This window comes from Pseudomonas sp. nanlin1, assembly GCF_045571515.1.
Lineage (GTDB): Bacteria > Pseudomonadota > Gammaproteobacteria > Pseudomonadales > Pseudomonadaceae > Aquipseudomonas.
Genome location: NZ_CP124218.1, coordinates 812,267 through 834,241, shown reverse-complemented (window position 1 = coordinate 834,241; position 21,975 = coordinate 812,267). Strand labels below are relative to the sequence as shown.

At 57.7% G+C, this 21,975-nt stretch carries 19 protein-coding genes, 1 other RNA gene and 4 pseudogenes; 12 read left to right on the top strand and 12 right to left on the bottom strand.

What is annotated here, in order from left to right; translation table 11 throughout:
• Positions 1-18 precede the first annotated feature (18 nt).
• A complete protein-coding gene (locus QCL65_RS03910; protein ID WP_407314987.1) occupies positions 19-327 on the top strand; it encodes a YhbY family RNA-binding protein in 309 nt (102 codons plus the stop codon).
• A gap of 10 nt (positions 328-337) precedes the next feature.
• Here QCL65_RS03910 and QCL65_RS03905 read toward each other — a convergent pair whose 3' ends face one another.
• The 8 genes from QCL65_RS03905 to grpE form a co-directional block, all read right to left on the bottom strand.
• A complete protein-coding gene (locus tag QCL65_RS03905) occupies positions 338-784 on the bottom strand; it encodes an MFS transporter (protein ID WP_407314986.1) in 447 nt (148 codons plus the stop codon).
• Positions 762-1,238 carry a transcription elongation factor GreA gene (gene greA / locus QCL65_RS03900; protein WP_407314985.1) on the bottom strand — a complete coding sequence of 159 codons (477 nt, stop codon included), beginning with the start codon at positions 1,236-1,238 and terminating at the stop codon, positions 762-764. The genes QCL65_RS03905 and greA overlap by 23 nt, the downstream gene beginning before the upstream one ends.
• Positions 1,235-4,456 (bottom strand): carbamoyl-phosphate synthase large subunit, encoded by a 3,222-nt coding sequence (gene carB / locus QCL65_RS03895; protein ID WP_407314984.1) that lies wholly within the window; start codon positions 4,454-4,456, stop codon positions 1,235-1,237. The genes greA and carB overlap by 4 nt, the downstream gene beginning before the upstream one ends.
• 128 nt (positions 4,457-4,584) lie before the next feature.
• Positions 4,585-5,721: a glutamine-hydrolyzing carbamoyl-phosphate synthase small subunit gene (gene carA, locus QCL65_RS03890; protein ID WP_407314983.1), complete on the bottom strand. Its 1,137-nt coding sequence runs from the start codon at positions 5,719-5,721 to the stop codon at positions 4,585-4,587.
• Between the two features lie 242 nt (positions 5,722-5,963).
• Positions 5,964-6,767, bottom strand: a complete 804-nt coding sequence (gene dapB / locus QCL65_RS03885; protein WP_407314982.1) for a 4-hydroxy-tetrahydrodipicolinate reductase — start codon at positions 6,765-6,767, stop codon at positions 5,964-5,966.
• A 13-nt stretch (positions 6,768-6,780) separates the two neighbouring features.
• Positions 6,781-7,914: a molecular chaperone DnaJ gene (gene dnaJ, locus QCL65_RS03880; protein ID WP_407314981.1), complete on the bottom strand. Its 1,134-nt coding sequence runs from the start codon at positions 7,912-7,914 to the stop codon at positions 6,781-6,783.
• A gap of 191 nt (positions 7,915-8,105) precedes the next feature.
• Positions 8,106-10,022 (bottom strand): molecular chaperone DnaK, encoded by a 1,917-nt coding sequence (gene dnaK / locus QCL65_RS03875; RefSeq protein WP_407314980.1) that lies wholly within the window; start codon positions 10,020-10,022, stop codon positions 8,106-8,108.
• 128 nt (positions 10,023-10,150) lie between these two features.
• On the bottom strand, positions 10,151-10,717 hold the full coding sequence (gene grpE / locus QCL65_RS03870) for a nucleotide exchange factor GrpE (protein WP_407314979.1): 567 nt from the start codon (positions 10,715-10,717) through the stop codon (positions 10,151-10,153).
• 228 nt (positions 10,718-10,945) lie between these two features.
• Between grpE and recN the strand changes: the two genes are divergently transcribed.
• A complete protein-coding gene (gene recN, locus QCL65_RS03865) occupies positions 10,946-12,619 on the top strand; it encodes a DNA repair protein RecN (RefSeq protein ID WP_407314978.1) in 1,674 nt (557 codons plus the stop codon).
• A 200-nt stretch (positions 12,620-12,819) separates the two neighbouring features.
• Here recN and fur read toward each other — a convergent pair whose 3' ends face one another.
• On the bottom strand, positions 12,820-13,224 hold the full coding sequence (gene fur / locus QCL65_RS03860) for a ferric iron uptake transcriptional regulator (RefSeq protein WP_407314977.1): 405 nt from the start codon (positions 13,222-13,224) through the stop codon (positions 12,820-12,822).
• A gap of 98 nt (positions 13,225-13,322) precedes the next feature.
• On the opposite strand from fur, the gene QCL65_RS03855 reads away from it, so the two are divergent.
• Positions 13,323-13,844, top strand: coding sequence for an outer membrane protein assembly factor BamE (locus QCL65_RS03855; protein WP_407314976.1), 522 nt, complete (start codon positions 13,323-13,325; stop codon positions 13,842-13,844).
• A gap of 65 nt (positions 13,845-13,909) precedes the next feature.
• Here QCL65_RS03855 and QCL65_RS03850 read toward each other — a convergent pair whose 3' ends face one another.
• On the bottom strand, positions 13,910-14,239 hold the full coding sequence (locus QCL65_RS03850) for an RnfH family protein (RefSeq protein WP_407314975.1): 330 nt from the start codon (positions 14,237-14,239) through the stop codon (positions 13,910-13,912).
• Positions 14,232-14,666 (bottom strand): type II toxin-antitoxin system RatA family toxin, encoded by a 435-nt coding sequence (locus QCL65_RS03845; RefSeq protein WP_407314974.1) that lies wholly within the window; start codon positions 14,664-14,666, stop codon positions 14,232-14,234. Before QCL65_RS03845 ends, QCL65_RS03850 begins: the two co-directional genes overlap by 8 nt.
• 211 nt (positions 14,667-14,877) lie before the next feature.
• On the opposite strand from QCL65_RS03845, the gene smpB reads away from it, so the two are divergent.
• The gene (smpB, locus tag QCL65_RS03840) at positions 14,878-15,360 is read left to right on the top strand and encodes an SsrA-binding protein SmpB (RefSeq protein ID WP_407314973.1); all 483 of its coding nucleotides are present in this window, start codon (positions 14,878-14,880) and stop codon (positions 15,358-15,360) included.
• Here smpB and QCL65_RS03835 read toward each other — a convergent pair.
• Positions 15,361-15,486, bottom strand: a pseudogene (locus QCL65_RS03835) (GntR family transcriptional regulator); the annotation flags it as partial.
• Between the two features lie 401 nt (positions 15,487-15,887).
• On the opposite strand from QCL65_RS03835, the gene QCL65_RS03830 reads away from it, so the two are divergent.
• The 8 genes and pseudogenes from QCL65_RS03830 (at position 15,888) to QCL65_RS03795 (ending at position 21,961) form a co-directional block, all read left to right on the top strand.
• Positions 15,888-16,160, top strand: a complete 273-nt coding sequence (locus tag QCL65_RS03830) for a hypothetical protein (RefSeq protein ID WP_407314972.1) — start codon at positions 15,888-15,890, stop codon at positions 16,158-16,160.
• Between the two features lie 76 nt (positions 16,161-16,236).
• Positions 16,237-16,518: a hypothetical protein gene (locus tag QCL65_RS03825; protein WP_407314971.1), complete on the top strand. Its 282-nt coding sequence runs from the start codon at positions 16,237-16,239 to the stop codon at positions 16,516-16,518.
• Positions 16,519-16,597: 79 nt separating this feature from the next.
• Positions 16,598-16,989, top strand: a transfer-messenger RNA (tmRNA) gene (gene ssrA / locus QCL65_RS03820).
• A gap of 187 nt (positions 16,990-17,176) precedes the next feature.
• Positions 17,177-17,862: pseudogene (locus QCL65_RS03815) on the top strand (integrase arm-type DNA-binding domain-containing protein); the annotation flags it as partial.
• A gap of 230 nt (positions 17,863-18,092) precedes the next feature.
• Entirely contained in the window at positions 18,093-18,839 is a 747-nt protein-coding gene (locus QCL65_RS03810) for a hypothetical protein (protein WP_407314970.1), read from the top strand.
• A gap of 12 nt (positions 18,840-18,851) precedes the next feature.
• The gene (locus tag QCL65_RS03805; protein ID WP_407314969.1) at positions 18,852-19,982 is read left to right on the top strand and encodes a hypothetical protein; all 1,131 of its coding nucleotides are present in this window, start codon (positions 18,852-18,854) and stop codon (positions 19,980-19,982) included.
• A gap of 18 nt (positions 19,983-20,000) precedes the next feature.
• Positions 20,001-20,243, top strand: a pseudogene (locus tag QCL65_RS03800) (integrase); the annotation flags it as partial.
• 601 nt (positions 20,244-20,844) lie between these two features.
• A pseudogene (locus QCL65_RS03795) lies at positions 20,845-21,961 on the top strand (IS3 family transposase).
• Positions 21,962-21,975 lie beyond the last annotated feature (14 nt).

The following is a 21,975-nucleotide window of genomic DNA, read 5'->3' as shown; positions in this document are numbered from 1 at the left end:
CAGACGAAGGGTCAGATTATGCCGCTCACTCAGGAGCAGAAGAAACAGTACAAATCCATTGGCCACCATCTGAAGCCGGTATTAACGGTAGCAGACAACGGCCTGGCCGAAGGTGTATTGGCCGAATACGAACGCGCCTTGAGCGATCATGAACTGATCAAGGTGAAGGTCAATATCCTTGATCGTGAAGCACGCCTGCAAGCTATTGCAGAACTGTGCAAGGCCGGCAAGGGCGACTTGGTGCAGGTCATCGGCAAAATGGCGCTGATCTATCGGAAAAACCCGAAGGTCAACAAACAGCTGTCGAATATTCACCGCTTCCACTGACAGCCGACGGTCAGGGGCGTATTTTACGCGCCCTGCCCGGCAGGGGCTGCACGATCAGCGCCAAACCGATCACGCCCAATATCAAATAGCAAAAAAGCCCCCAGCGCAACGCTTCGGGCAGCAACCCTGGCAGGATGAAATAGCCTGCACACGCCAATCCGCCCAGCAACAACAAGTGCCCTCGCAGGTCCCGGCGGGCCTGACGCCAGCCTATGCCATGCAACAGCACCAGCCCTTGCAGGCCGAGGCATACCGCCGCGAAGCTGATCCACAGGCTACCGATTCGCTGGGTGATATCGTCGATCAGTAACGGCGCTAAGCCCATCCCCGCCAATGCAGGTAGCAAGCCCAAGTAAAGGGCCCACAAGCCCCCCACCCAAGCCACTTGGGCCCACTGCCAAACGATGACGCCCGCCAATGGCGGGCGACGGTGGTCAGATGTGCAGGACTTCGACAATCTCGTACTCAATCACACCGCTAGGCGTCTTCACCGTGACCACATCGCCTTCTTCCTTGGCGATCAGCGCACGGGCGATCGGCGAGCCGACCGAGAGCTTGCCCAACTTGATGTCGGCTTCGTCTTCCCCAACGATCTGATACTTCACACGCTCGTCGGTTTCGACGTTGGCGATCTCGACCGTGGTACCGAAGATCACTTTGCCGGTATGTTCAATGGTTGTAACGTCGATGACGACCGCATTCTGCATACGCCCTTCGATGTCGCGAATACGCGCTTCGACCATACCTTGCTGCTCACGGGCGGCATGGTATTCGGCGTTTTCCTTGAGGTCGCCCAGCTCCCGCGCGGTGCCGATGTCCTGGCTCAGCTTGGGGCGCACGACCTTGGTCAGGTGCGCCAGCTCTTCTTCCAGGGCGCGAGCGCCCTGGACAGTCATAGGGTACTTGATCATGCCTTGAGTCCTGCGTGGAGATCCTGCAAGCGGCGGACGGTCTTTTCAGGGCCGAACTTGAGTGCTTCGCAGATCGCTTCGCCAGCAGCAATGGTGGTGGTGCAGTAGATCTTGTGCTGCAAGGCGTTGCGGCGGATGGAATAGGAATCGGCGATCGACTGGCGACCTTCGGTGGTGTTGATGATCAAGGTCACTTCATCGTTCTTGATCATATCAACCACGTGCGGCCGGCCTTCGGTCACCTTGTTAACGCGACGCACCTTCAGGCCTGCAGCCTCGATGATGCGCGCGGTGCCTGCGGTGGCCACGACATCGAAGCCCAGGCCGATCAGGTCCCGCGCGACATTGGCCACCAGGGGCTTGTCGTCGTCGCGAACACTGATAAACGCAGTACCGCCGGTGGGCAGCACTTCGCTCGCGCCCATTTGGGCCTTGGCAAAGGCTTCACCGAAGGTGTCACCCACGCCCATCACTTCGCCGGTGGACTTCATCTCTGGGCCCAGGATCGGGTCGACGCCGGGGAATTTGGCGAACGGGAACACCGCTTCTTTGACGCTGTAGAAGTTAGGAATGATTTCCTTGGTGAAGCCGATTTCCTTCAAGCTCTTACCCGCCATGACCCGCGCGGCGATCATCGCCAGCGAGGTGCCGATGCACTTGGACACGAACGGCACGGTACGCGAGGCGCGCGGGTTGACTTCGATCACGTAGATCTTGTCGCCCTGCAGGGCCAACTGCACGTTCATCAGGCCGATGACGCCCAGTTCCAGGGCCATCTTTTTGACCTGCTCGCGCACGTCGTCCTGCACATGGGCTGGCAGCGAGTAAGGCGGCAGCGAGCAAGCGGAGTCGCCCGAGTGCACGCCAGCCTGTTCGATGTGCTGCATAATCGCGCCGATCACCACGTCGGTGCCATCGCACACCGCGTCCACGTCCATCTCGATGGCGCAGTTGAGGAAGTGGTCGAGCAGCACTGGGCTGTCGTTGGAGACCTGCACCGCTTCACGCAGGTAACGCTTGAGCTCATCTTCTTCGTAGACGATCTCCATGGCACGCCCACCCAGCACGTAGGACGGGCGAACCACCAGCGGGTAACCGATCTTGCCGGCGGCACGAATCGCTTCGTCTTCGCTGCGCACGGTCGCGTTCGGCGGCTGCAGCAGGTTAAGGCGCTCGACCATCTGCTGGAAGCGCTCACGGTCTTCGGCACGGTCGATGGAGTCAGGGCTGGTGCCGATAATCGGCACACCGGCTTCTTCCAGGGCGCGCGCCAATTTCAGCGGGGTCTGCCCGCCATACTGCACGATGACGCCTTTAGGCTTTTCGACCCGCACGATTTCCAATACGTCTTCCAGGGTCAGCGGCTCGAAATAGAGGCGATCGGAAGTGTCGTAGTCGGTGGAAACGGTTTCTGGGTTGCAGTTGACCATGATGGTTTCATAGCCGTCTTCACGCAGCGCCAAGGCGGCGTGCACACAGCAATAGTCGAACTCGATACCCTGGCCGATGCGGTTCGGCCCGCCACCGAGGATCATGATCTTTTCACGGTCGGACGGGTTGGCCTCGCACTCCTCCTCGTAAGTGGAATACAGGTAGGCGGTGTCGGTGGCGAACTCGGCAGCGCAAGTGTCGACCCGCTTGTAGACCGGGAATATCTCCAGCTTGTGGCGGTGACGGCGCAAGTTTTTGTCGGTGATACCCAACAGCTTGGCCAGGCGCTGGTCAGAGAAGCCTTTGCGCTTGAGGCGCCACATCAGGCTCTTGTCGATGTCGGCCAGGCCGAGGGTCTTGACCTTTTCTTCATCCTTGATCAGGTCTTCGATTTGCACCAGGAACCAGTGGTCGATCATGGTCAGGGCGAAAATTTCATCGCAGGTCATGCCAGCGCGGAAGGCGTCGGCCACGTACCAGATGCGCTCGGCACCCGGCACGGTCAGCTCGCGCTTGAGAATGCTGGCCGATTCCGGGTTGCTCAGGTCGAGCTTGGGGTCCAGACCACAGACGCCCACTTCCAGGCCACGCAGGGCTTTCTGCAGGGATTCCTGGAAAGTCCGGCCGATGGCCATGACTTCACCCACGGATTTCATCTGAGTGGTCAGGCGCGCATCGGCTTTGGGGAATTTCTCGAAGGCAAAGCGCGGCAGCTTGGTCACAACGTAGTCGATGGACGGCTCGAACGATGCCGGGGTCTTGCCGCCGGTGATCTCATTCTGCAGCTCGTCGAGGGTATAACCCACCGCCAGCTTGGCCGCGACCTTGGCGATCGGGAAGCCTGTGGCCTTCGAGGCCAGCGCCGAGGAACGAGACACCCGCGGGTTCATCTCGATGACCACCATGCGCCCAGTGTTCGGGCAGATACCAAACTGAACGTTGGAGCCGCCGGTCTCTACGCCGATCTCACGCAATACCGCCAGGGAGGCGTTGCGCAGAATCTGGTATTCCTTGTCGGTCAGGGTCTGCGCTGGTGCCACGGTGATCGAGTCACCGGTGTGCACGCCCATCGGGTCGAAGTTTTCGATGGAGCATACGATGATGCAGTTGTCCTTTTTGTCACGGACCACTTCCATCTCGTACTCTTTCCAACCGATCAGCGACTCATCGATGAGCAGCTCTTTGGTTGGCGAAAGGTCGAGGCCGCGGGCGCAAATTTCTTCGAACTCTTCGCGGTTATAAGCGATACCGCCACCGGTGCCGCCCATGGTGAACGAAGGCCGGATGATGCACGGGAAGCCCAGCTTCTCGAGCACCGCGTTGGCCTCTTCCATGTTGTGCGCGATGCCCGAACGCGGGCAGGCCAGGCCGATGGACTTCATCGCTTTGTCGAAGCGCGAACGGTCTTCGGCTTTGTCGATGGTGTCGGCGTTGGCGCCAATCATTTCTACGCCGAACTTCTCCAGAACGCCTTCGCGCTCCAGGTCCAGAGCGCAGTTCAATGCGGTCTGGCCACCCATGGTCGGCAGCAGTGCGTCCGGGCGCTCCTTCTCGATGATCTTGGCAACGGTTTGCCATTTGATCGGTTCGATGTAGGTGGCGTCGGCCATGGCCGGGTCGGTCATGATGGTGGCTGGGTTGGAGTTCACCAGAATGACGCGGTAACCCTCCTCGCGCAGCGCTTTACAGGCCTGGGCGCCGGAGTAGTCGAACTCACAGGCCTGGCCGATCACGATCGGGCCAGCACCGAGAATCAGGATGCTTTTTATGTCTGTACGTTTTGGCATGGTGGTCACTCAAATCCGCAGGTCAGTCGGCGTACCGAAGCTGAACATTCGTTGGCGCTGCAGTGGCGGGCGGTCGCCGGTCGTTCCGGGGCCCACCGCTGCACTCGTTACTGACTCGAAGCATTCGCTTAGCGGCGCTTGGCCATGGCGTCGATGAAACGGTCGAACAAAGGCGAAACATCGTTCGGGCCTGGGCTCGCTTCAGGGTGGCCCTGGAAGCTGAACGCGCTCTTGTCGGTCAGCTCGATACCTTGCAGCGTACCGTCGAACAGCGACTTGTGAATGGCGCGGACATTGCTCGGCAAGGTCGCCTCGTCCACGGCAAACCCGTGGTTTTGGCTGGTGATCATCACCACGCCAGTGTCGACGTCTTGCACCGGGTGGTTGGCCCCATGGTGGCCATGGCCCATCTTCACCGTCTTCGCGCCGGCCGCCAAGGCCAGCAACTGGTGCCCCAGGCAGATACCGAAGACCGGAATATCGGTGGTCAGCACTTCTTGGATGGCCGCGATGGCGTAGTCGCAAGGCTCAGGGTCACCCGGGCCGTTGGACAGAAATACACCGTCGGGCTTGAGCGCGAGCACTTCACTGGCCGGAGTTTGAGCCGGTACGACAGTCAGGCGGCAGCCACGCTCGACCAGCATGCGCAGGATATTAACCTTGACCCCGTAGTCGTAAGCGACCACGTGGTAGGGCAAGTCAGCGTCGGCCATTTCAGCGTGGTCGTTGCCTTTCAGGTTCCAAACGCTGGAGCGCCACTGGTAGCTCTCCTTGACGCTGACCTCTTTGGCCAGGTCCATCCCTTTCAAGCCAGGGAACGCGCGCGCCGCTTCGATCGCAGCCGCTTCGGTGACCCCGTCGCCTGCCAGGATGCACCCGCTCTGGGCGCCTTTCTCGCGAAGAATGCGGGTCAGGCGGCGGGTATCGATACCGGCGATTGCTACGATTTTGTTGGCTTTTAGGTAATCCGACAGCGACATCGTATTACGCCAGTTGCTGGCAACCAGCGGCAGATCACGAATCACCAGACCCGCCGACCAGACGCGATCAGACTCCGCATCGCCCGGGTTGGTGCCGGTGTTGCCGATGTGGGGGTAGGTCAGGGTAACGATTTGCTGGGCGTAGGAAGGATCGGTAAGAATTTCCTGATAGCCGGTCATGGCGGTATTGAAAACCACCTCACCGACGGTCTGGCCGTCGGCCCCAATGGCCTCGCCGTGAAAAATGCTGCCATCGGCAAGAGCGAGTATGGCTGGCTTAGTCAAGAAGACCTCCCGTAAACAGAACCTGAAAGGGCGATCGCAGGTTGTAAAAAAGCGGAATGACGTATGGACACGTCACCCCGCTTCTTTATCGAATATTCTGCGCGCTTTTAGTGGACACACTAAAGCTGTAGCTTACAGAAAAGTCGTGTTTTGGTCTACCGCCAATCCGGCGAAAACCCGTAGGAGGGGGCTCGCCCCCGATCTTTTAACTCTCCAACAAAAAATCCGGGGCAAAAACCAGATCAGTGAAGGTCGAGAACGTCCTGCATGTCGTACAGCCCTGGAGCGCGGCCTTCCAGCCACAGCGCGGCACGTACTGCGCCCTTGGCATAGGTCATGCGGCTGGACGACTTATGGGTGATCTCGACTCGCTCGCCTTCAGAGGCAAACATCACCGTATGATCGCCCACGATGTCACCGGCGCGCACGGTCGCGAAACCAATGGTCTGGCGGTCACGGGCACCGACCTGGCCTTCGCGGCCATACACCGCCACCTTCTCGAGGTCACGCCCCAGCGCCCGGGCAACCACTTCACCCATGCGCACCGCCGTACCCGAGGGTGAGTCGACCTTATGGCGGTGGTGGGCTTCCATGATCTCGACGTCGGCTTCGTCACCCAAAACCCTGGCGGCCACATCCAGCAACTTGAAGCACAGGTTGACACCCACACTAAAGTTGGCGGCGAACACGATCGGAATTTCTTTGCCCGCCTCCGCCAGCAGGGCCTTTTCTTCGGCACTAAAACCGGTGGTGCCGATAACCATGGCCTTACCTGCTTTGCGGCACAGGGCGAGGTTTGTCAGGGTCACGGTGGGGTGAGTGAAGTCGATGACCACATCGAACTCCTCGATCACCCGGCCCAACTCGGCCGACAGCGGTACACCGTTACGCCCCAATGCCGCCAACTCACCGGCATCAGCACCAATCAGGGTGCTACCGGGGCGCGCCACGGCGGCGGTCAAGCCCGCGCCTGGCGCTTGCTGCACCGCCTCGATCAGCACCTTGCCCATGCGCCCCCCGGCGCCCATCACTGCTATACGTCGCATGCTCTGCCCTTAGTTACAAATCGCCAAAGAAGCGCTTGACCCCATCGAACCAGCCATTGGCTTTTGGCGAGTGGGTGCTGTTGCCTTCCAAGGTGGCGCGGAACTCTTCGAGCAGTTCGCGCTGACGGCGGTCCAGGTTGACCGGCGTCTCAACCGCTACGCGGCACATCAGGTCGCCCGCACCGCCACCACGCACCGGTGCTACGCCTTTGCCACGCAGGCGGAACTGCTTGCCGGTCTGAGTCCCCTCAGGGATTTTCAGCTTGACCCGGCCATCGAGGGTCGGCACTTCCAACTCGCCGCCCAAAGCGGCATCAGTGAAGCTGATAGGCACCTCGCAATACAGGTGCTTGCCGTCGCGCTGGAAAATCTCGTGCTCACGCACGTTGATCACCACGTACAGGTCGCCGGTGGGGCCACCCTGGGCGCCTGCCTCACCTTCGCCGGACAAGCGAATGCGGTCGCCCGTGTCGACCCCAGGCGGCACTTTCACCGACAGGGTTTTGTATTCTTCCACACGGCCTTCGCCATGGCAGGCATCGCAAGGGTCAGAGATGATCTTGCCTTGGCCATGGCAACGTGGGCAGGTCTGCTGCACCGAGAAAAAGCCCTGCTGCATGCGGACCTGGCCGATACCGCCACAGGTTGGGCAAGTGACCGGAGCCGAGCCTTTCTTGGCGCCGGAGCCATCGCACGGCTGGCAATTGACCAGCGTTGGCACACGGATACTGACGGTCGTGCCGCGCACGGCCTCTTCCAGGTTCAGCTCCAGGGTGTACCGCAGGTCACTGCCGCGCTGGGCACCGCCGCGACCATTGCCGCCACGCGCGCCACCGAAAAAGTCGCTGAACACGTCGCCGAAAATATCGGAGAAGTTCGCCCCGCCACCGCCGCCGAAGCCGCCACCAGCAGCGCTGGCCTGATCGACACCGGCGTGGCCGTAGTTGTCATAGGCCGCACGCTTGCTGGCATCGGAAAGCACTTCGTAAGCTTCGTTGGCTTCTTTGAACGCTTCTTCCGACTCTTTGTTGTCGGGGTTGCGGTCCGGGTGGTACTTCATCGCCAGGCGTCGGTACGCCTTCTTCAGGTCTGCATCGCTGGAGCCGCGCTCGACCCCGAGCACCTCGTAATAGTCACGCTTTGCCATAAGTCTTTGCACTCTTTGTAGGAGCCAGCACGCCAGGGCGTTGCCCGCCGCACTGCCAGCACACGACCGTGGTTGCATGCCGTAAAAATTCGTCTATTCCAGACACGCCAACGCGGGAGCAGGCTCCCGCGCGGCGACATCCTACCAGCCTGGCGCGCTAACGCGCCGGCTGGCTGACCACAAGCAACAAATTACTTGTTGTCTTTGACTTCTTCGAACTCGGCATCCACGACGTCGTCGTGCTTACCTTTTTCTTCAGCCGGCTCTGCCGCCGCTTCCGGTTTTTCCGCCTGCTCGGCATACATCTTCTGAGCGACGGGCGCGGACAGCTTGGACAGCTCTTCGATTTTGGCTTCGATGGTCGCCTTGTCGTCGCCTTTAACAGCGGCTTCCAGAGCTACCACGGCGGCTTCGATCGAAGTCTTCTCTTCGGCCGTGACCTTGTCGCCTGCGTCGGCGATCATTTTGCGAGTCGAGTGCACCAGCGCATCACCCTGGTTACGGGCGCCGGCCAGCTCTTCGAACTTGCGGTCTTCTTCGGCGTTCACTTCGGCGTCGCGGACCATTTGCTGGATTTCTTCCTCGGACAAGCCCGAGTTGGCCTTGATCACGATGGACTGCTGCTTGCCGGTGGCCTTGTCTTTCGCGCCGACGTGCAGAATACCGTTGGCGTCGATGTCGAAGGTCACTTCGATCTGTGGCACGCCGCGCGGTGCTGGCGGAATCTCGGCCAAGTCGAACTTGCCCAGAGACTTGTTCTGCCCAGCCTGCTTACGCTCACCTTGCAGCACGTGAATGGTCACGGCGTTCTGGTTGTCGTCGGCAGTCGAGAACACCTGCGACTTTTTGGTCGGGATGGTGGTGTTCTTCTCGATCAGCGCAGTCATCACGCCACCCATGGTTTCGATACCCAGGGTCAGCGGGCTAACGTCCAGCAGCAACACGTCTTTAACATCACCGGCCAGTACCGCGCCTTGAATCGCTGCACCCATGGCAACCGCTTCGTCTGGGTTGACGTCTTTGCGTGCTTCTTTACCGAAGAACTCAGTAACCAGCTTCTGCACCAGCGGCATACGGGTCTGACCACCGACCAGAATCACGTCGTTGATCGCGCCAACATCGATACCGGCGTCTTTCATAGCGATACGGCAAGGTTCGATGGTGCGCTGAACCAGGTCTTCCACCAGGGATTCCAGCTTGGAGCGGGAGATCTTCACGTTCAAGTGCTTAGGACCGCTGGCATCAGCTGTCACGTAAGGCAGGTTGACGTCGGTAGACTGGCTGGACGACAGCTCGATCTTGGCTTTTTCGGCAGCTTCTTTCAGACGCTGCATTGCCAGCGGGTCACCCTTGAGGTTGATGCCGCTCTCTTTCTTGAATTCGTCGACCAAGTAGTCGATCAGGCGGATGTCGAAGTCTTCACCACCGAGGAAGGTGTCACCGTTGGTGGCCAGCACTTCGAATTGCTTCTCGCCATCGACTTCAGCGATTTCGATAACCGATACGTCAAAGGTACCGCCACCCAAGTCATAAACGATGACAGTGTGGTCGCCCTTGGCTTTGTCCATACCGTACGCCAGTGCAGCGGCGGTTGGCTCGTTGATGATGCGCTTGACTTCCAGGCCCGCGATGCGGCCGGCGTCTTTGGTAGCCTGGCGCTGGCTGTCGTTGAAGTACGCAGGCACGGTGATGACCGCTTCGGTCACTGCTTCGCCCAGGTAGTCTTCAGCGGTTTTCTTCATTTTCTTGAGGATTTCCGCAGAGATCTGCGGCGGTGCCATTTTCTGGCCATTTACTTCGACCCAAGCGTCGTTGTTGTCCGCTTTGACGATCTTGTAAGGGACCATCTGGATATCTTTCTGTACGACTTCTTCGTCGAAACGGCGGCCGATCAAACGCTTAACCGCGTACAGGGTGTTGTGCGGGTTGGTCACCGCTTGACGCTTGGCCGATTGACCGACGAGGATCTCACCGTCGTTGGCGTAGGCGATGATCGAAGGCGTGGTACGCGTACCTTCAGCGTTCTCCAATACCTTGACCTTGCCATTTTCCAGAATCGAAACGCAGGAGTTGGTGGTCCCCAGGTCGATGCCAATAATCTTGCCCATGTTGTCGCTCTCCCAAAAACTTAGATTTGATTGCCGCAGCAGTGAGGGCTAACTGCGGTAGTACTTAAACGCTTGACTCTTAAATGGGGGCCTGAAAGGCAATTTCAAGCCTGACCCAGCATGGAGTTTTAAGCTTTTTCATTGATCGAAGGGCTCGGCGCGGTAGGCGCCTTGCTGACCACCACCATCGCCGGGCGCAGCAAGCGACCGTTGAGCTGATAGCCCTTCTGGAACACTTTCAGCACGCTGTTAGGCTCGACATCGGCGCTTTCCTGCATCGCCATAGCCTGGTGCCGCTCAGCATTGAACGGCTCACCGTGGGGGTCCAGCGCCTCAAGGTTGTAGCGCTTGAGGGTGTCTTGGAACATCTTCAGGGTCAGCTCGATGCCTTCACGCATCGGGCGGATATGCTCGTCATCGGCGTTGGAGAGCTCCAGACCACGCTCCAGGCTGTCGATCACCGGCAACAGGTCGCCAGCGAATTTTTCCAGCGCAAACTTGTGCGCTTTCTCAACATCTTGCTCAGCACGCCGACGCACGTTCTGCAGGTCAGCCGCGACCCGCAGGGACTGGTCCTGGGCGCCCGCCAGTTGCTCTTCAAGCAATTGCACGCGGGCCGCGAGGTCTTCGCTGGCGCCTTCAGTGGCTTGGTTGGCGTCTGGATTGCGCTCATCCAGGGTCTGTTCGTCAGCCATGGTTTTCTCCTCTAGATAGGTTAGCGAGCTCCACTCGCGCTTCTGCCCCGGTATATGGGGTCGCATTTTTCGGCTTCAAGGGCTCAGACCACCTGGGTGCTGAATGGTCTTAACCGAAACGCAATAAGAACACGCCCCACCCAACCAAATCGAGCTAACGCCCAGCGTTGCCAAACCCCCAAAAAGCACTGTATAAATAACCAGACCTAAAGCCTGGGAGCGGTCTTTATGCTGGTGCACCTGTCCGTACATAACTACGCCATCGTCGAACATCTCGACCTCGAGCTCGAGCGCGGCATGAGCGTTATTACCGGCGAAACCGGGGCCGGCAAATCCATCATGCTCGACGCCCTGGGCCTCACCCTGGGCGACCGTGCCGACAGTGGTGTGGTGCGTCCCGGTGCCGACAAGGCAGACATCCTGGCCACCTTCGACCTCATCGATATCCCCGAGGCCCGCACCTGGCTCAACGAGCGCGACCTCGACGGCGAAGGCCCGTGCATCCTGCGCCGGGTCATCACCAGCGAAGGCCGCTCCCGTGGCTATATCAACGGTACGCCCTGCCCCCTCGCCGATCTCAAGGCGCTGGGCGAACTGCTCATCGATATCCACAGCCAGCACGAGCACCAATCTCTGCTCAAAGCCGAGACCCACCGGCGCCTGCTCGACGAATACGCCGGGGCTGGCGACCTGTCACGCCAAGTGCAGCTGGCCGCGCAAAAGTGGCGCCAGACCCGCCTGGAACTGGAGCGCTTGTCGAACTCCGGCGATGAGCAACGCGCACGCCATCAGTTGCTCAGCTATCAGCTGGAAGAACTGGAGAACCTGGGGCTCGGCGAAAACGAGCTGGAGCAATTGGAGCAGGAACACAAAAACCTGACCAACGCCGACGCCCTCTTTGGCATCTGCCGCCAAGTGATCGAGCAATGCAGCGAGAGCGATTCCGGCAACGTGCTGAGCGCCCTGACCGCCAGCCTCAACCGCCTGAGCGCGGTACAGAATGCCCCTGGTGCGCTCAGCGAATCGGTAACCATGCTGGCCAGTGCCCAAATCCAGGTAGAAGAAGCAGTGGGCGAGCTCAACCGCTTCCTCGATAACTTCGACGCCGACCCGGCGCGCCTGCAGCAACTGGAAGAGCGCCTCGACACCATCTACACCCTGGCACGCAAACACCGTATCCACCCCAGTGAAGTCGTGGCCTTGCAGCAGCAACTGTTCGAAGAGCTAGAAAGCCTGAACGCCAGTGACGAATCCGTCGATCGCCTTGCCGATGAGTTGGCTGCCTATGGCCGCCATTACCAGGAAAAGGCTGAAGAACTCAGCCAGCTTCGCCAACAAGCCGCCGCACAACTGGCGGCGGCCGTCGAAGTAGAAATCCAGCGCCTGGGCATGCCCGGCGGGCGCTTCACTATCGAGCTGCACCCGAACACCCAGGCAGACCTGCACCCTAACGGGCTTGAAACCATCGAACTGCTGGTCAGTGCCAACCCTGGGCAGCCGCTGAAAAGCCTGGCGAAAGTCGCCTCGGGCGGCGAGCTGTCGCGTATCAGCTTGGCGATTCAGGTGATCACCGCGCAGACCTCACGCGTGCCAACCCTGGTGTTCGACGAGGTTGACGTGGGCATTGGTGGCCCTACCGCAGAAATCGTCGGCCAACTGCTGCGTCGGCTAGGGGAGCGCGGCCAAGTGCTGACGGTCACCCACCTGCCCCAAGTGGCAGCCCAAGGGCACCATCACCTGTTCGTACACAAAGTACGTGGCAGCGACGAGACACGCACGGCGGTCTCCAGCCTGGGTAAAAGCGAACGCGTAGAGGAAGTGGCACGCATGCTGGGCGGTATCGATTTGACCAAAGAATCCTTGGCCCATGCCAAGAAAATGGTCGTAACCGCCAAAAGCTAACCCCCCTGAACCCCCCTGTAGGAGCGAGCTTGCTCGCGAAAACGTCAACGATAACGCGCAGCCCTTGAACAAACGCGGCGTCTGCGAGCATCTCGCGAGCAAGCTCGCTCCTACAAAAGCGAAAAACATGCGGGGCGGGTGCCCTGGGCAGAAGCTATAAAGGCGACCCTAGGGTCGCCTTTATCGATGGAACCGTACGCTTATTTTTTCTTGCGTACGTAGAGCACCAAATTGTGGTCTACCAATTCCAAACCGTGCGCAGCCACGATTTTTTTCTGCAACTGCTCGATGTCACTATCGAAGAACTCGATAACCTCACCGCTTTCCACATCCACCATGTGGTCGTGATGCTCGCCATCGGCCAGTTCGAACACCGCGTGGCCACCATCGAAGTTATGGCGGACCACCAACCCAGCGGCTTCGAATTGGGTCAACACACGGTAAACCGTGGCCAATCCAACGTCTTCGCCAGCCTCCATCAGGGCCTTATAGACATCTTCGGCACTCATATGGCGCTGCTCTGCTGAGTCGAGCATTTGCAGAATCTTGACCCGCGGCAGTGTCACCTTCAGGCCAGCTTTTCGTAGTTCGCTATTTTCAACCATGGTCAGCTTTCTCGCCGATGCTGCTTCGCAGCTTCTCTTAATGCGGGTATGATCGGGGTTTACGTTGTCCCAGCCAAGATAGTGGAAGTCGCCCACCGATGCAAAACACCAAGCACTTGCTAACCAGCCTCACCTTCGTGGGACTGCTCGCACTCGCCGGTTGTTCATTCCCCGGGGTTTACAAAATCGACATCCAGCAGGGCAATGTCGTCACGCAGGACATGATAGACCAGTTGCGCCCGGGAATGACCCGCCGGCAAGTAAGGTTTATCATGGGCAACCCCCTGTTGGTCGACACGTTTCACGCCAATCGCTGGGATTACCTGTACAGCTTGCAGCCAGGTGGCGGTGAACGCCAGCAAGAACGCATGAGTGTTATCTTCAACGACAACGACCAATTGGTCAGCTTGGCGGGGGATTTCATGCCAGGTGTCAGCCGTGACGATGCCATCTTGGGCAACGACAATGGCACGACCGTTACCCCAACGGGCGATACCAACCAGCCTGCCGAAGAGCCCGCCAAGCCTGGCTCGATGCTCGAAGATATCCAGCGTGATGTGGATGGCGTCAAGACCGTACCGGTCCCGACCCAGGAACCCCTGGAAACATCGCCGCAGTAATATCGGCGCACATAAAAAAACCCGGCTCGCCGGGTTTTTTATTGCCTGGGTTTATCGCTTAAAGCTCAAGCGCCCCCGCTGCGCAAACGCGCCTTCTTCGCCTCTGCCGCCCTCGCCGCGCGCTCACGCCGCACCTGCATGGGGTCAGCCAGTAGCGGCCGGTACAACTCGATACGGTCGCCGGCCTGCACTGGCCGCACCGAGGGGTCGGCCACGCGCTCGGCAAAAATACCCAGCGGGCAGCCTGGCCAGGGGATATCCGGGCACACCTGCAAAATGCCCGAAGCCTCTACGGCCGCGAATACACTAGTACCTGCGGGTACCTGCACCTCAATCAAAGCCTGGCGCTCAGGCTGCGCCCACGCCACTTCGACCGTGATCAACGCCTCAGCCATGCATCTGCTTCGCGCGCTGGCAAAAGGCATCCACCAGCGTATTGGCGGCCTGATTGAAAAGCGGCCCTAACGTGGCCCGAACGATGGGCCCAGCATAGTCGAAGGAAAGGTCCAGGCTGATCTTGCAAGCCTTCTCACCCAGCGCCTTGAACACCCAGACGCCATGCAACTGATTAAACGGGCCTTCCTCGAGATTCATCTCAATGGACTGCCCCGGTACCAGAGTATTTTTAGTCACAAAATGCTGACTGAGCCCGCCTTTAGCCACTTCCAAACTGGCGCGCATGGACTCATCGGTGGATTCCAGCACCTGAGCCGACGAGCACCAGGGCAAAAACTCGGGGTAACGGGCTACATCGTTCACCAGGTCATACAGCGCCTGAGCGGGGTAAGGTAACAAAGCCGAACGTTGAATATGGGTAGTCATGCGAGCGTCACTTCCAAAGCTGAACGGCAAACCGGTCTCGAATGCCGAGCGACGCCACGGGGCGCCTCATGATTTCGCGTGTTTTGGGTAGACAACAGTCAGGCCCGAGCGATCAAAAAACAGCGGGCATTGTCCGGTATTAACTTCTTGCGCTCAAGCATGCAGCAATTGCGTAGCCGACAACGCGGCGACTCCCTATAATGCGCCCCCTATGGCCAAACAAAAGAAACACCCTACAGGGACCATCGCGCAGAACAAGAAAGCGCGACACGATTACTTCATCGAACATCGTTTCGAGGCCGGCCTGGTCCTGGCTGGTTGGGAAGTAAAAAGCCTGCGTGCCGGCAAGGCCCAGTTGATTGACAGCTATGTCCTGCTCAAGGACGGCGAAGCCTGGCTGATGGGTAGCCACTTCACCCCCCTGACAGCGGCCAGCACTCACGTCATTGCCGACCCGACACGCACCCGTAAACTGCTGCTCAACCAGCGCGAGCTGGAAAAGCTGTTTTCCCAAGTACAGCAGAAAGGCTACGCCTGCGTAGCCCTCTCCCTGTATTGGAGCAAACACTTAGTCAAGTGCGAAATCGCACTGGGCAAGGGCAAAAAGGAGTACGACAAACGCGACACCGAGCGCGAGCGCGACTCCAACCGCGAATTGCAGCGGGCCGTGCGCAACAAGGGCAAGGAAGACTAACCTCCGCCGCTGCGCCCGCGCCTCCCGCTGGGCCTCTAGCCGCATCTCTTCGAGCATCTCCTGCACGAACGGAATATGCCGGCTGGAGACCTCGCGGGCGTCATCCGCACGCCTCTGGCAAATCGCCTAATACCGCGCTCAGTGCTGGGATGCATTAGCACGGCCTCGCGGCCGGCCTCGGCGATCGCCCAGTAAAAGATTGCATCCTCAATCCCCTCCCCGCCACAGCCCCCACTCCCCCATTCGCCTCACTGCAGGCGAACCGCGCAAGCCCAGTAAACCAGCCTAAAAACAGCCTAATCCGACAATAGCAAAAGGCCAACCACTATAAACAGGGGCTCAAACGCCCCTTTTTAGTGCGCAAAAGGCCGGGACAGATATTTTTTTACATACAGACGCACTTTCCATAGAACCCCTGCAGCTCGCCGAACTCAATGTGTATAAGCCCACACAATGGGGGCGAATACCGACTCTGGACGCCCAACCCAATGTTACGCGTCGAGTCACAGCACACTTAGGAGATTTCCATGAAGCGCGCTATTTCTGGCTTGATCGTTGTTACTGCTCTGATGGCCTCGTCGGCATTCGCTTCCGATAAAGACCTCTGCGACGTCAACCTGCAGAAAGTCAAAGACCTCCTTGCTACCCAGCAAGACCTCGGCGAACCGGCCAAAGGCAATGCCAACACTTTCTACCAGACCGCCATCAGCAACAAAGCCGCTGGTAAAGACAAAGAGTGCATCTCGCAAGCTCAACAAGCCGTTCAGGTTCTGCAGAACGCTGGCAAAAGCCAAAACTGATCCGGGCTAAGCCCACCAGCGTGCTATCCCGCTTGGATAAGCACGATCCAGATTGAAAAACGACCAAGGAATTTTTATGAAACGCATTATTTCCGGCCTGATCGTCGCCGCTGCCCTGACTTCCGCCACCGCCTTCGCCGGCCCGAAAGAAGACAAAGACCTCTGCGACGTCAACCTGCAGAAAATCAAAGACGGCCTGACCGTTAACACCAACATGGGTGAACCTTTGAAAAAAGAGATCACCGACGCTCAATCCAAGGCCATCGCTGCTCAAAAAGCAGGCCATGACAAAGATTGCGTTGGCGTGTCTGGCAAGGCTCTGCAAAGCCTGCAAAACGTTGGTAAAAGCCAAAACTGATCCGGCAGGCCAACACAGGTTGGCCTTCCAGTCAGGTTTGTCGTACACTGCACGCCTCCGCTGCTTAACCGCAGCGGTTGGGGCCGATTAGGATTCGACGCCGGTGATGAAACTTTAGGTGCATGCCGAGTTGGTAACAGAACTCGTAAATCCACTGTTGCAACTTCTATAGTTGCCAATGACGAAACCTACGAGGGCCAAGCTCTCGCTGCCTAACGGTAGCTGAGCCGCTCTTCTGGCTACTTCGGTGCCAGCGATCATCAGAGGATGCCTGTAAACTCAAAATGATCGTCACGCAGAACAGGATCGTCGCGTAGCACGCTGTGGGCGAAACGACTAAAACTTACACAGCTCGTCCAATGCACCCTGCCGATCGGGCGGCTGCGGATTAACTCAGTAGACACGGCTAAGCATGTAGTACCGACAGCGGAGTGCTGGCGGACGGGGGTTCAAATCCCCCCGGCTCCACCAATTCGACATGAGAAGACGTCTTAGGGCGTCTTTTTTTGTGGGTGGGATTCAGAAACCATGGGATTTCCAGCGCTATTGCGGTCTTTTGAGCGTTTTTGAGTTCTAGCTGTTCTGGTATTCCAGACGGCATTCCAGCCCACCCGGTGCCAATCTTTGGAATACCGAATCAGTGCTTGAGGACGATCTCATGCCTGCTCAAAACCTCCGCCTCGCCGATCGAAAACTCAAGGGTGTCATACCCGCGTCCAAGGATTACGTCCTTACAGACGGTGAAGGCTTGCAGCTCCGCGTGCGCAGCAACGGCTAATTGCTTTGGAATTTCAACTACCGCGAGCTGGTGACCAAGAAGCGCATCAACATTAGCTTCGGGACCTATCCCGAACTGTCGCTGGCGAATGCACGAAAGATGGCAGTCGATGCGCGCGAGCTGCTCGCCCAAGGCATCGATCCGAAGGTGCAGCGCGATGCACAAAGTGAGGCCAGGCGCGCAGAAACGCCCCCCCTTCGAGAACGTGGCCAACGCCTGGTTCGAGCTTAAGAAAGACTCGGTCACGCCGGCCTACGCCGAGGACATTTGGCGGTCGCTCACGCTGCATTTATTTCCATATCTGAAAACAACGCCGCTTTCAAAAATCAGCGCACTAATGGCCATCGAACTGCTTTGCCCAATTGAGGCCATAGGGAATACGTGTTCCCGGCAGATAGAAATCCGCGCACCCACGCCAACAGTCAGACCGCCAACATGGCGTTGAAACGAATGACCTTCAGGATCGGTTGGTCATCCACGACATTCGTTCCATGGCCAGCACCATCCTGAACGAGCATGGGTGGGATCCGGAGCTGATAGAGGTCACACCGGCGCATGTCGCCAAGTACGCCGCTGCTCTTACCCCAATATCAAAGGCTTGAAATACCGGTTGCTGGAGAGATGCTCAAGACTTATCAAGTCAGGCCGATAAGCAAAGAAATTGAAGCCTAGCGGCACAGCTTCACTCGTCACGACCGCTTCGGCTTAACTGAAAATGATCCATTGTATTTGATTTCAATCAGATAGTTATGTGCCTGCAGAGTTTTCAGGGCCGGCACAAAAGAGGTAATAGCTCGTGGCGTATGAAGAAGACGTGGTCAATGGTGATAAGGAATTGCTGACGCTTTTGCAGGCGGCAGATGCTGCAGATGTAGGTTCACTCGTGGACTTTCTTACCGACTCTGGTGACGGGCGCCTGGCAATGGCTGCCGATGTCAGTAAAGCGCTGGTAGCCGCGAAGCAGAAGAACAAATACTCCCGCGATACGCTGTTGCTTCTAATCCGCGAACTCCAGCTCTTTGGAGGAAACAGCATTGCTAACTTAATCCGCCAGATTGGCGTCCCGTACGCAGAAATTGTTAGGGATGTCCTGAAATACATCGGTGGCCGCGTAACGGCGAATGAGTCAATCGAGGCGCTTGAATTGAAGGTTTTGGAGAAGCTCGTAACTAAGGTCTGGGAGAAGATGAGCGCACATGAACGTGCTGATTTTGCGCGGAAATTCCATGACGCCAATGGCGCGATTGATATAGGGCTGGCGGCTATACTCGCTGCAATACGCGGTGGAGGGCTCGGTGCAGCCAAAGCGGGTTTTGTAGGAGTAAGTGGCATTGGCGCCTTGTTAGCTGAAGGCGCTTTCACAGTAGGAGTGACTACGGTTGTAGGACGAGTAGCGACTGGGTTATTGGGCCCGGTCGGCGTTGCGCTGGCGGGGGCTGCTGGTATACATATTGCGGCCAAAGAGGCGTACAGAGTCACATTGCCGTGTGTCGCGCAAATTGCGTACATTCGACAAAAGCACGCGGGCGCGTCCGCAGGGTAAGGGAAGGCAGACATGAAGTCAGTAAGCGAATCCCCGCACTTCTCATTTGCAACCGATATGGTAATCATCGGTGTGGATGGGGACAAGCCTTTGGTGACTCTGAGGTCATTGGATGCCGTACCCAAAGGATCTAAAAGCATCGATAGATCCTCACTAGGCATACATAAACTTTCGCAGCTATTGCAGGCTATCCCCAGTGCAGCGGTAGCTACAGAAGCTGCACAGTCGCGTCTGATGGAGGTTGTAATTGACGGCCCGCTTGCAAAGGTGGCCAACGGAAAGGGCTTCCGCGCTTTTACAATCGAGGGCGGCAAGATCAAAGAACATGCGAGCTTATTCGAGCCGGAGCGTCTTCAAAATCTGGTCAATTCCGCCGCGCTATTTCAAATCGCTTCGGTGATCGTGGCGCAGAAGCACCTTGCAGATATCAGCGCCAAGCTCGACGACATAAAAGCCGGCATCGATTCCATTTCATCTTTTCTTGCAGATCAACGTAAATCCGAAATCACTGGATCGTTGAAGTATCTTCAGCAAGTCGCAGCCATGCTTCAACATGGGGAACGGGATGACGCTGCTCGTGCTCAGTTGGAGGCGATTGAGCTTAAGCTCAGCGGTATCAATGATCATCTCAGCTTTGAATTGCTAGGACTCAAGAGGAAGGTGGTCGAGTTTGATTCTCCAGGGCTGTTTGACACGTCATCTGGCTTAACGGCCAAGTTGGCATCTGAACAAGAAAAGGCCGAACGACTCGTCGAGGAATGGAAGCTGTGTATGAGCGGTCGATGGGTCGCTTGTAGCCTTCTTGGGAAGACCACGGGCAAGACCTCACTGTTAGCTAAACGTCAGCAGGATCTCGAAGCAGAGGTGCAGACTTTTTTCGGCTCTAATGGCCCCTTGGAAACGTTCAAGGACGCCGTGGACGAGCGTATCGATACGCTGAGTGCTGTCTGGGAATGGCAGTCCACACTCCAGCTCAAACGCATCGAGTTGCGTCAATGGAAAGAGGAAAGGTTGCCTGAGCTGAAGAGTAGCGCCCAGACTGATATCCATAGAGCCCAGCAACTGCTGCTTGAAAGAGAAGCAAAGGTCACGCTCACCATCGAAATGCTTGATGGTCAATGCGTGGGGGCTTATCAGCTTTGATTCACGGCTCTGGCAGACAGCACCATCTTGAATGAGCATTAGTGCGATCCGGAGCTGATTGAAATCGCGCTAGCGGATGTCGACAAGGATGACGTTCGGAGCGCCTACAACTGAGCGGATTACATCGAACGCCGGCGTCCGATGATGGCCTGGTGGAGTGAGCATATCCAGAAGGCGGCCATCGGCAGACTGTTAGCATCTGCGATCAATCAAACCAAGAACCACAACGTCGTGCCGATACACCGAAGGCCTCCCGAATAGCGCCGGGATGGGGATGCCACCCAGCATGATCAGTGGGAGGCTCATCCAATGATTCAGAAATGAAGAAACCTGCCGGGGCGGGTTTGAATGCCTAAATAGGATCACCTGTCGAGTTGCGTTTGGGCCTCCTGCTCTTGATCGATGCAACCTGACAATATTTGGTAACTCCCGCCTACTGCTTTCGCTACTCGATCGCAGTAAGCCAGTATCTTTGGCGGAGCGTTCTTGGCTGGGATCTCAGCCCGGGCATCTGCTTCTTGCTCTCGACACCCGAGCTCAATCTGAGCACTACCGCCCACTGCATCCGAAACTTTTCCACAGTATTTTTTTATATCATAATCAGCCGCTTGAGAGAGAGCAGGCAGGCAGCTAAGGCACAAAATCAGGGAAACTTTGCAATACACAGTTGGAATCCTTTCGTTGGTGAGGCTAGACAGTGACATCATTCGGCTGGGCATTTCAATGACCAGCTTACGACCTCACCGGAAATGCATTACGCGGGCATTGAATCGCCCCTGGTTTCCTAGACACCTCCAAGCCTCATAATGAGGCCCGAATAGGAGGTGCCATGAGTCGTCAGCGTTAACCCGAAGAATTCAAGATCGAAGCGGTCAAGCAAGTGACCGAGAAAGGCAAACCTGTCGCCGATGTTGCCCAGCGCCTGGGCATGTCCGTTCACAGCCTCTACGCTTGGATCAAGCTCTACAGCAAACCACAAGAGCAGCGTGAGCAAGACTATGACCAGCAAGGCGAGCTGCGTCAGCTTCGCGCCGAACTCAAGCGTGTGAATGAAGAGCGAGACATCTTAAAAAAGGCCGCCGAGTACTTTGCCAAAGAGTGCGGCTGAAGTACGCCTTCATCAAGAAACACTCAACTGATTACCCGGTACGGCGCCTTTGCCAAACTCTCAAGGTACATCCCAGCGGCTACTACGCTTGGCTGGGCGAGCCTCAATCTGCCCGAGCAAAAGAAGATCAACACCTGCTTGGCTTGATCAAACATGCTTGGCTGGAGAGCGGAGGTGTATACGGCTATCGCAAAATTCGCGATGACCTACGTGAGCTGGGAGAGGCATGCGGGCGAAATCGGGTCGGGCGCTTGATGCAGGCGGAGAGGCTGCGTTCGCAAACGGGCTATCGGCGGCGTCCAGGGTTCTACGGTGGAAAACCAACAGTGGCCTCGCCCAACCACCTCGCGCGGCAGTTCAAGGTCAGTGAGCCGAACAAGGTCTGGGTAACAGATATGACTTGAATCCGCACCTATGAAGGATGGCTCTACCTGGCAGTAGTGCTGGATCTGTTCTCACGCCAAGTAATTGGTTGGTCAATGAAGCCAAGGATGTGCAGCGGCCGGGCTATCGATGCGATGTTGATGGCTGTGTGGCGACGCAAACCACAGCAGCAAGTAATGATCCACTCAGACCAAGGCAGTCAGTTCAGTAGTTGAGACTGGCAAAGCTTCTTGAAGACCAACAATGTAATCAGCAGCATGAGTCGACGAGGAAACTGCCACGACAATGCCGTAGCCGAGAGCTTTTTCCAGCTTTTGAAGCGGGAGCGAATCCGACGAAAGATCTACCCAACGCGTGAAACGCCCGAAGTGATATTTTCGATTACATCGAAATGTTCTATAACCCTAAACGCCGGCACAGCAGTGCTATGCAGCTGTCTCCAGTAGAGTATGAGAAACGTTATTTTCTGAGCTTGGAGAGTGCCTAGGAAACCAGTGGCGA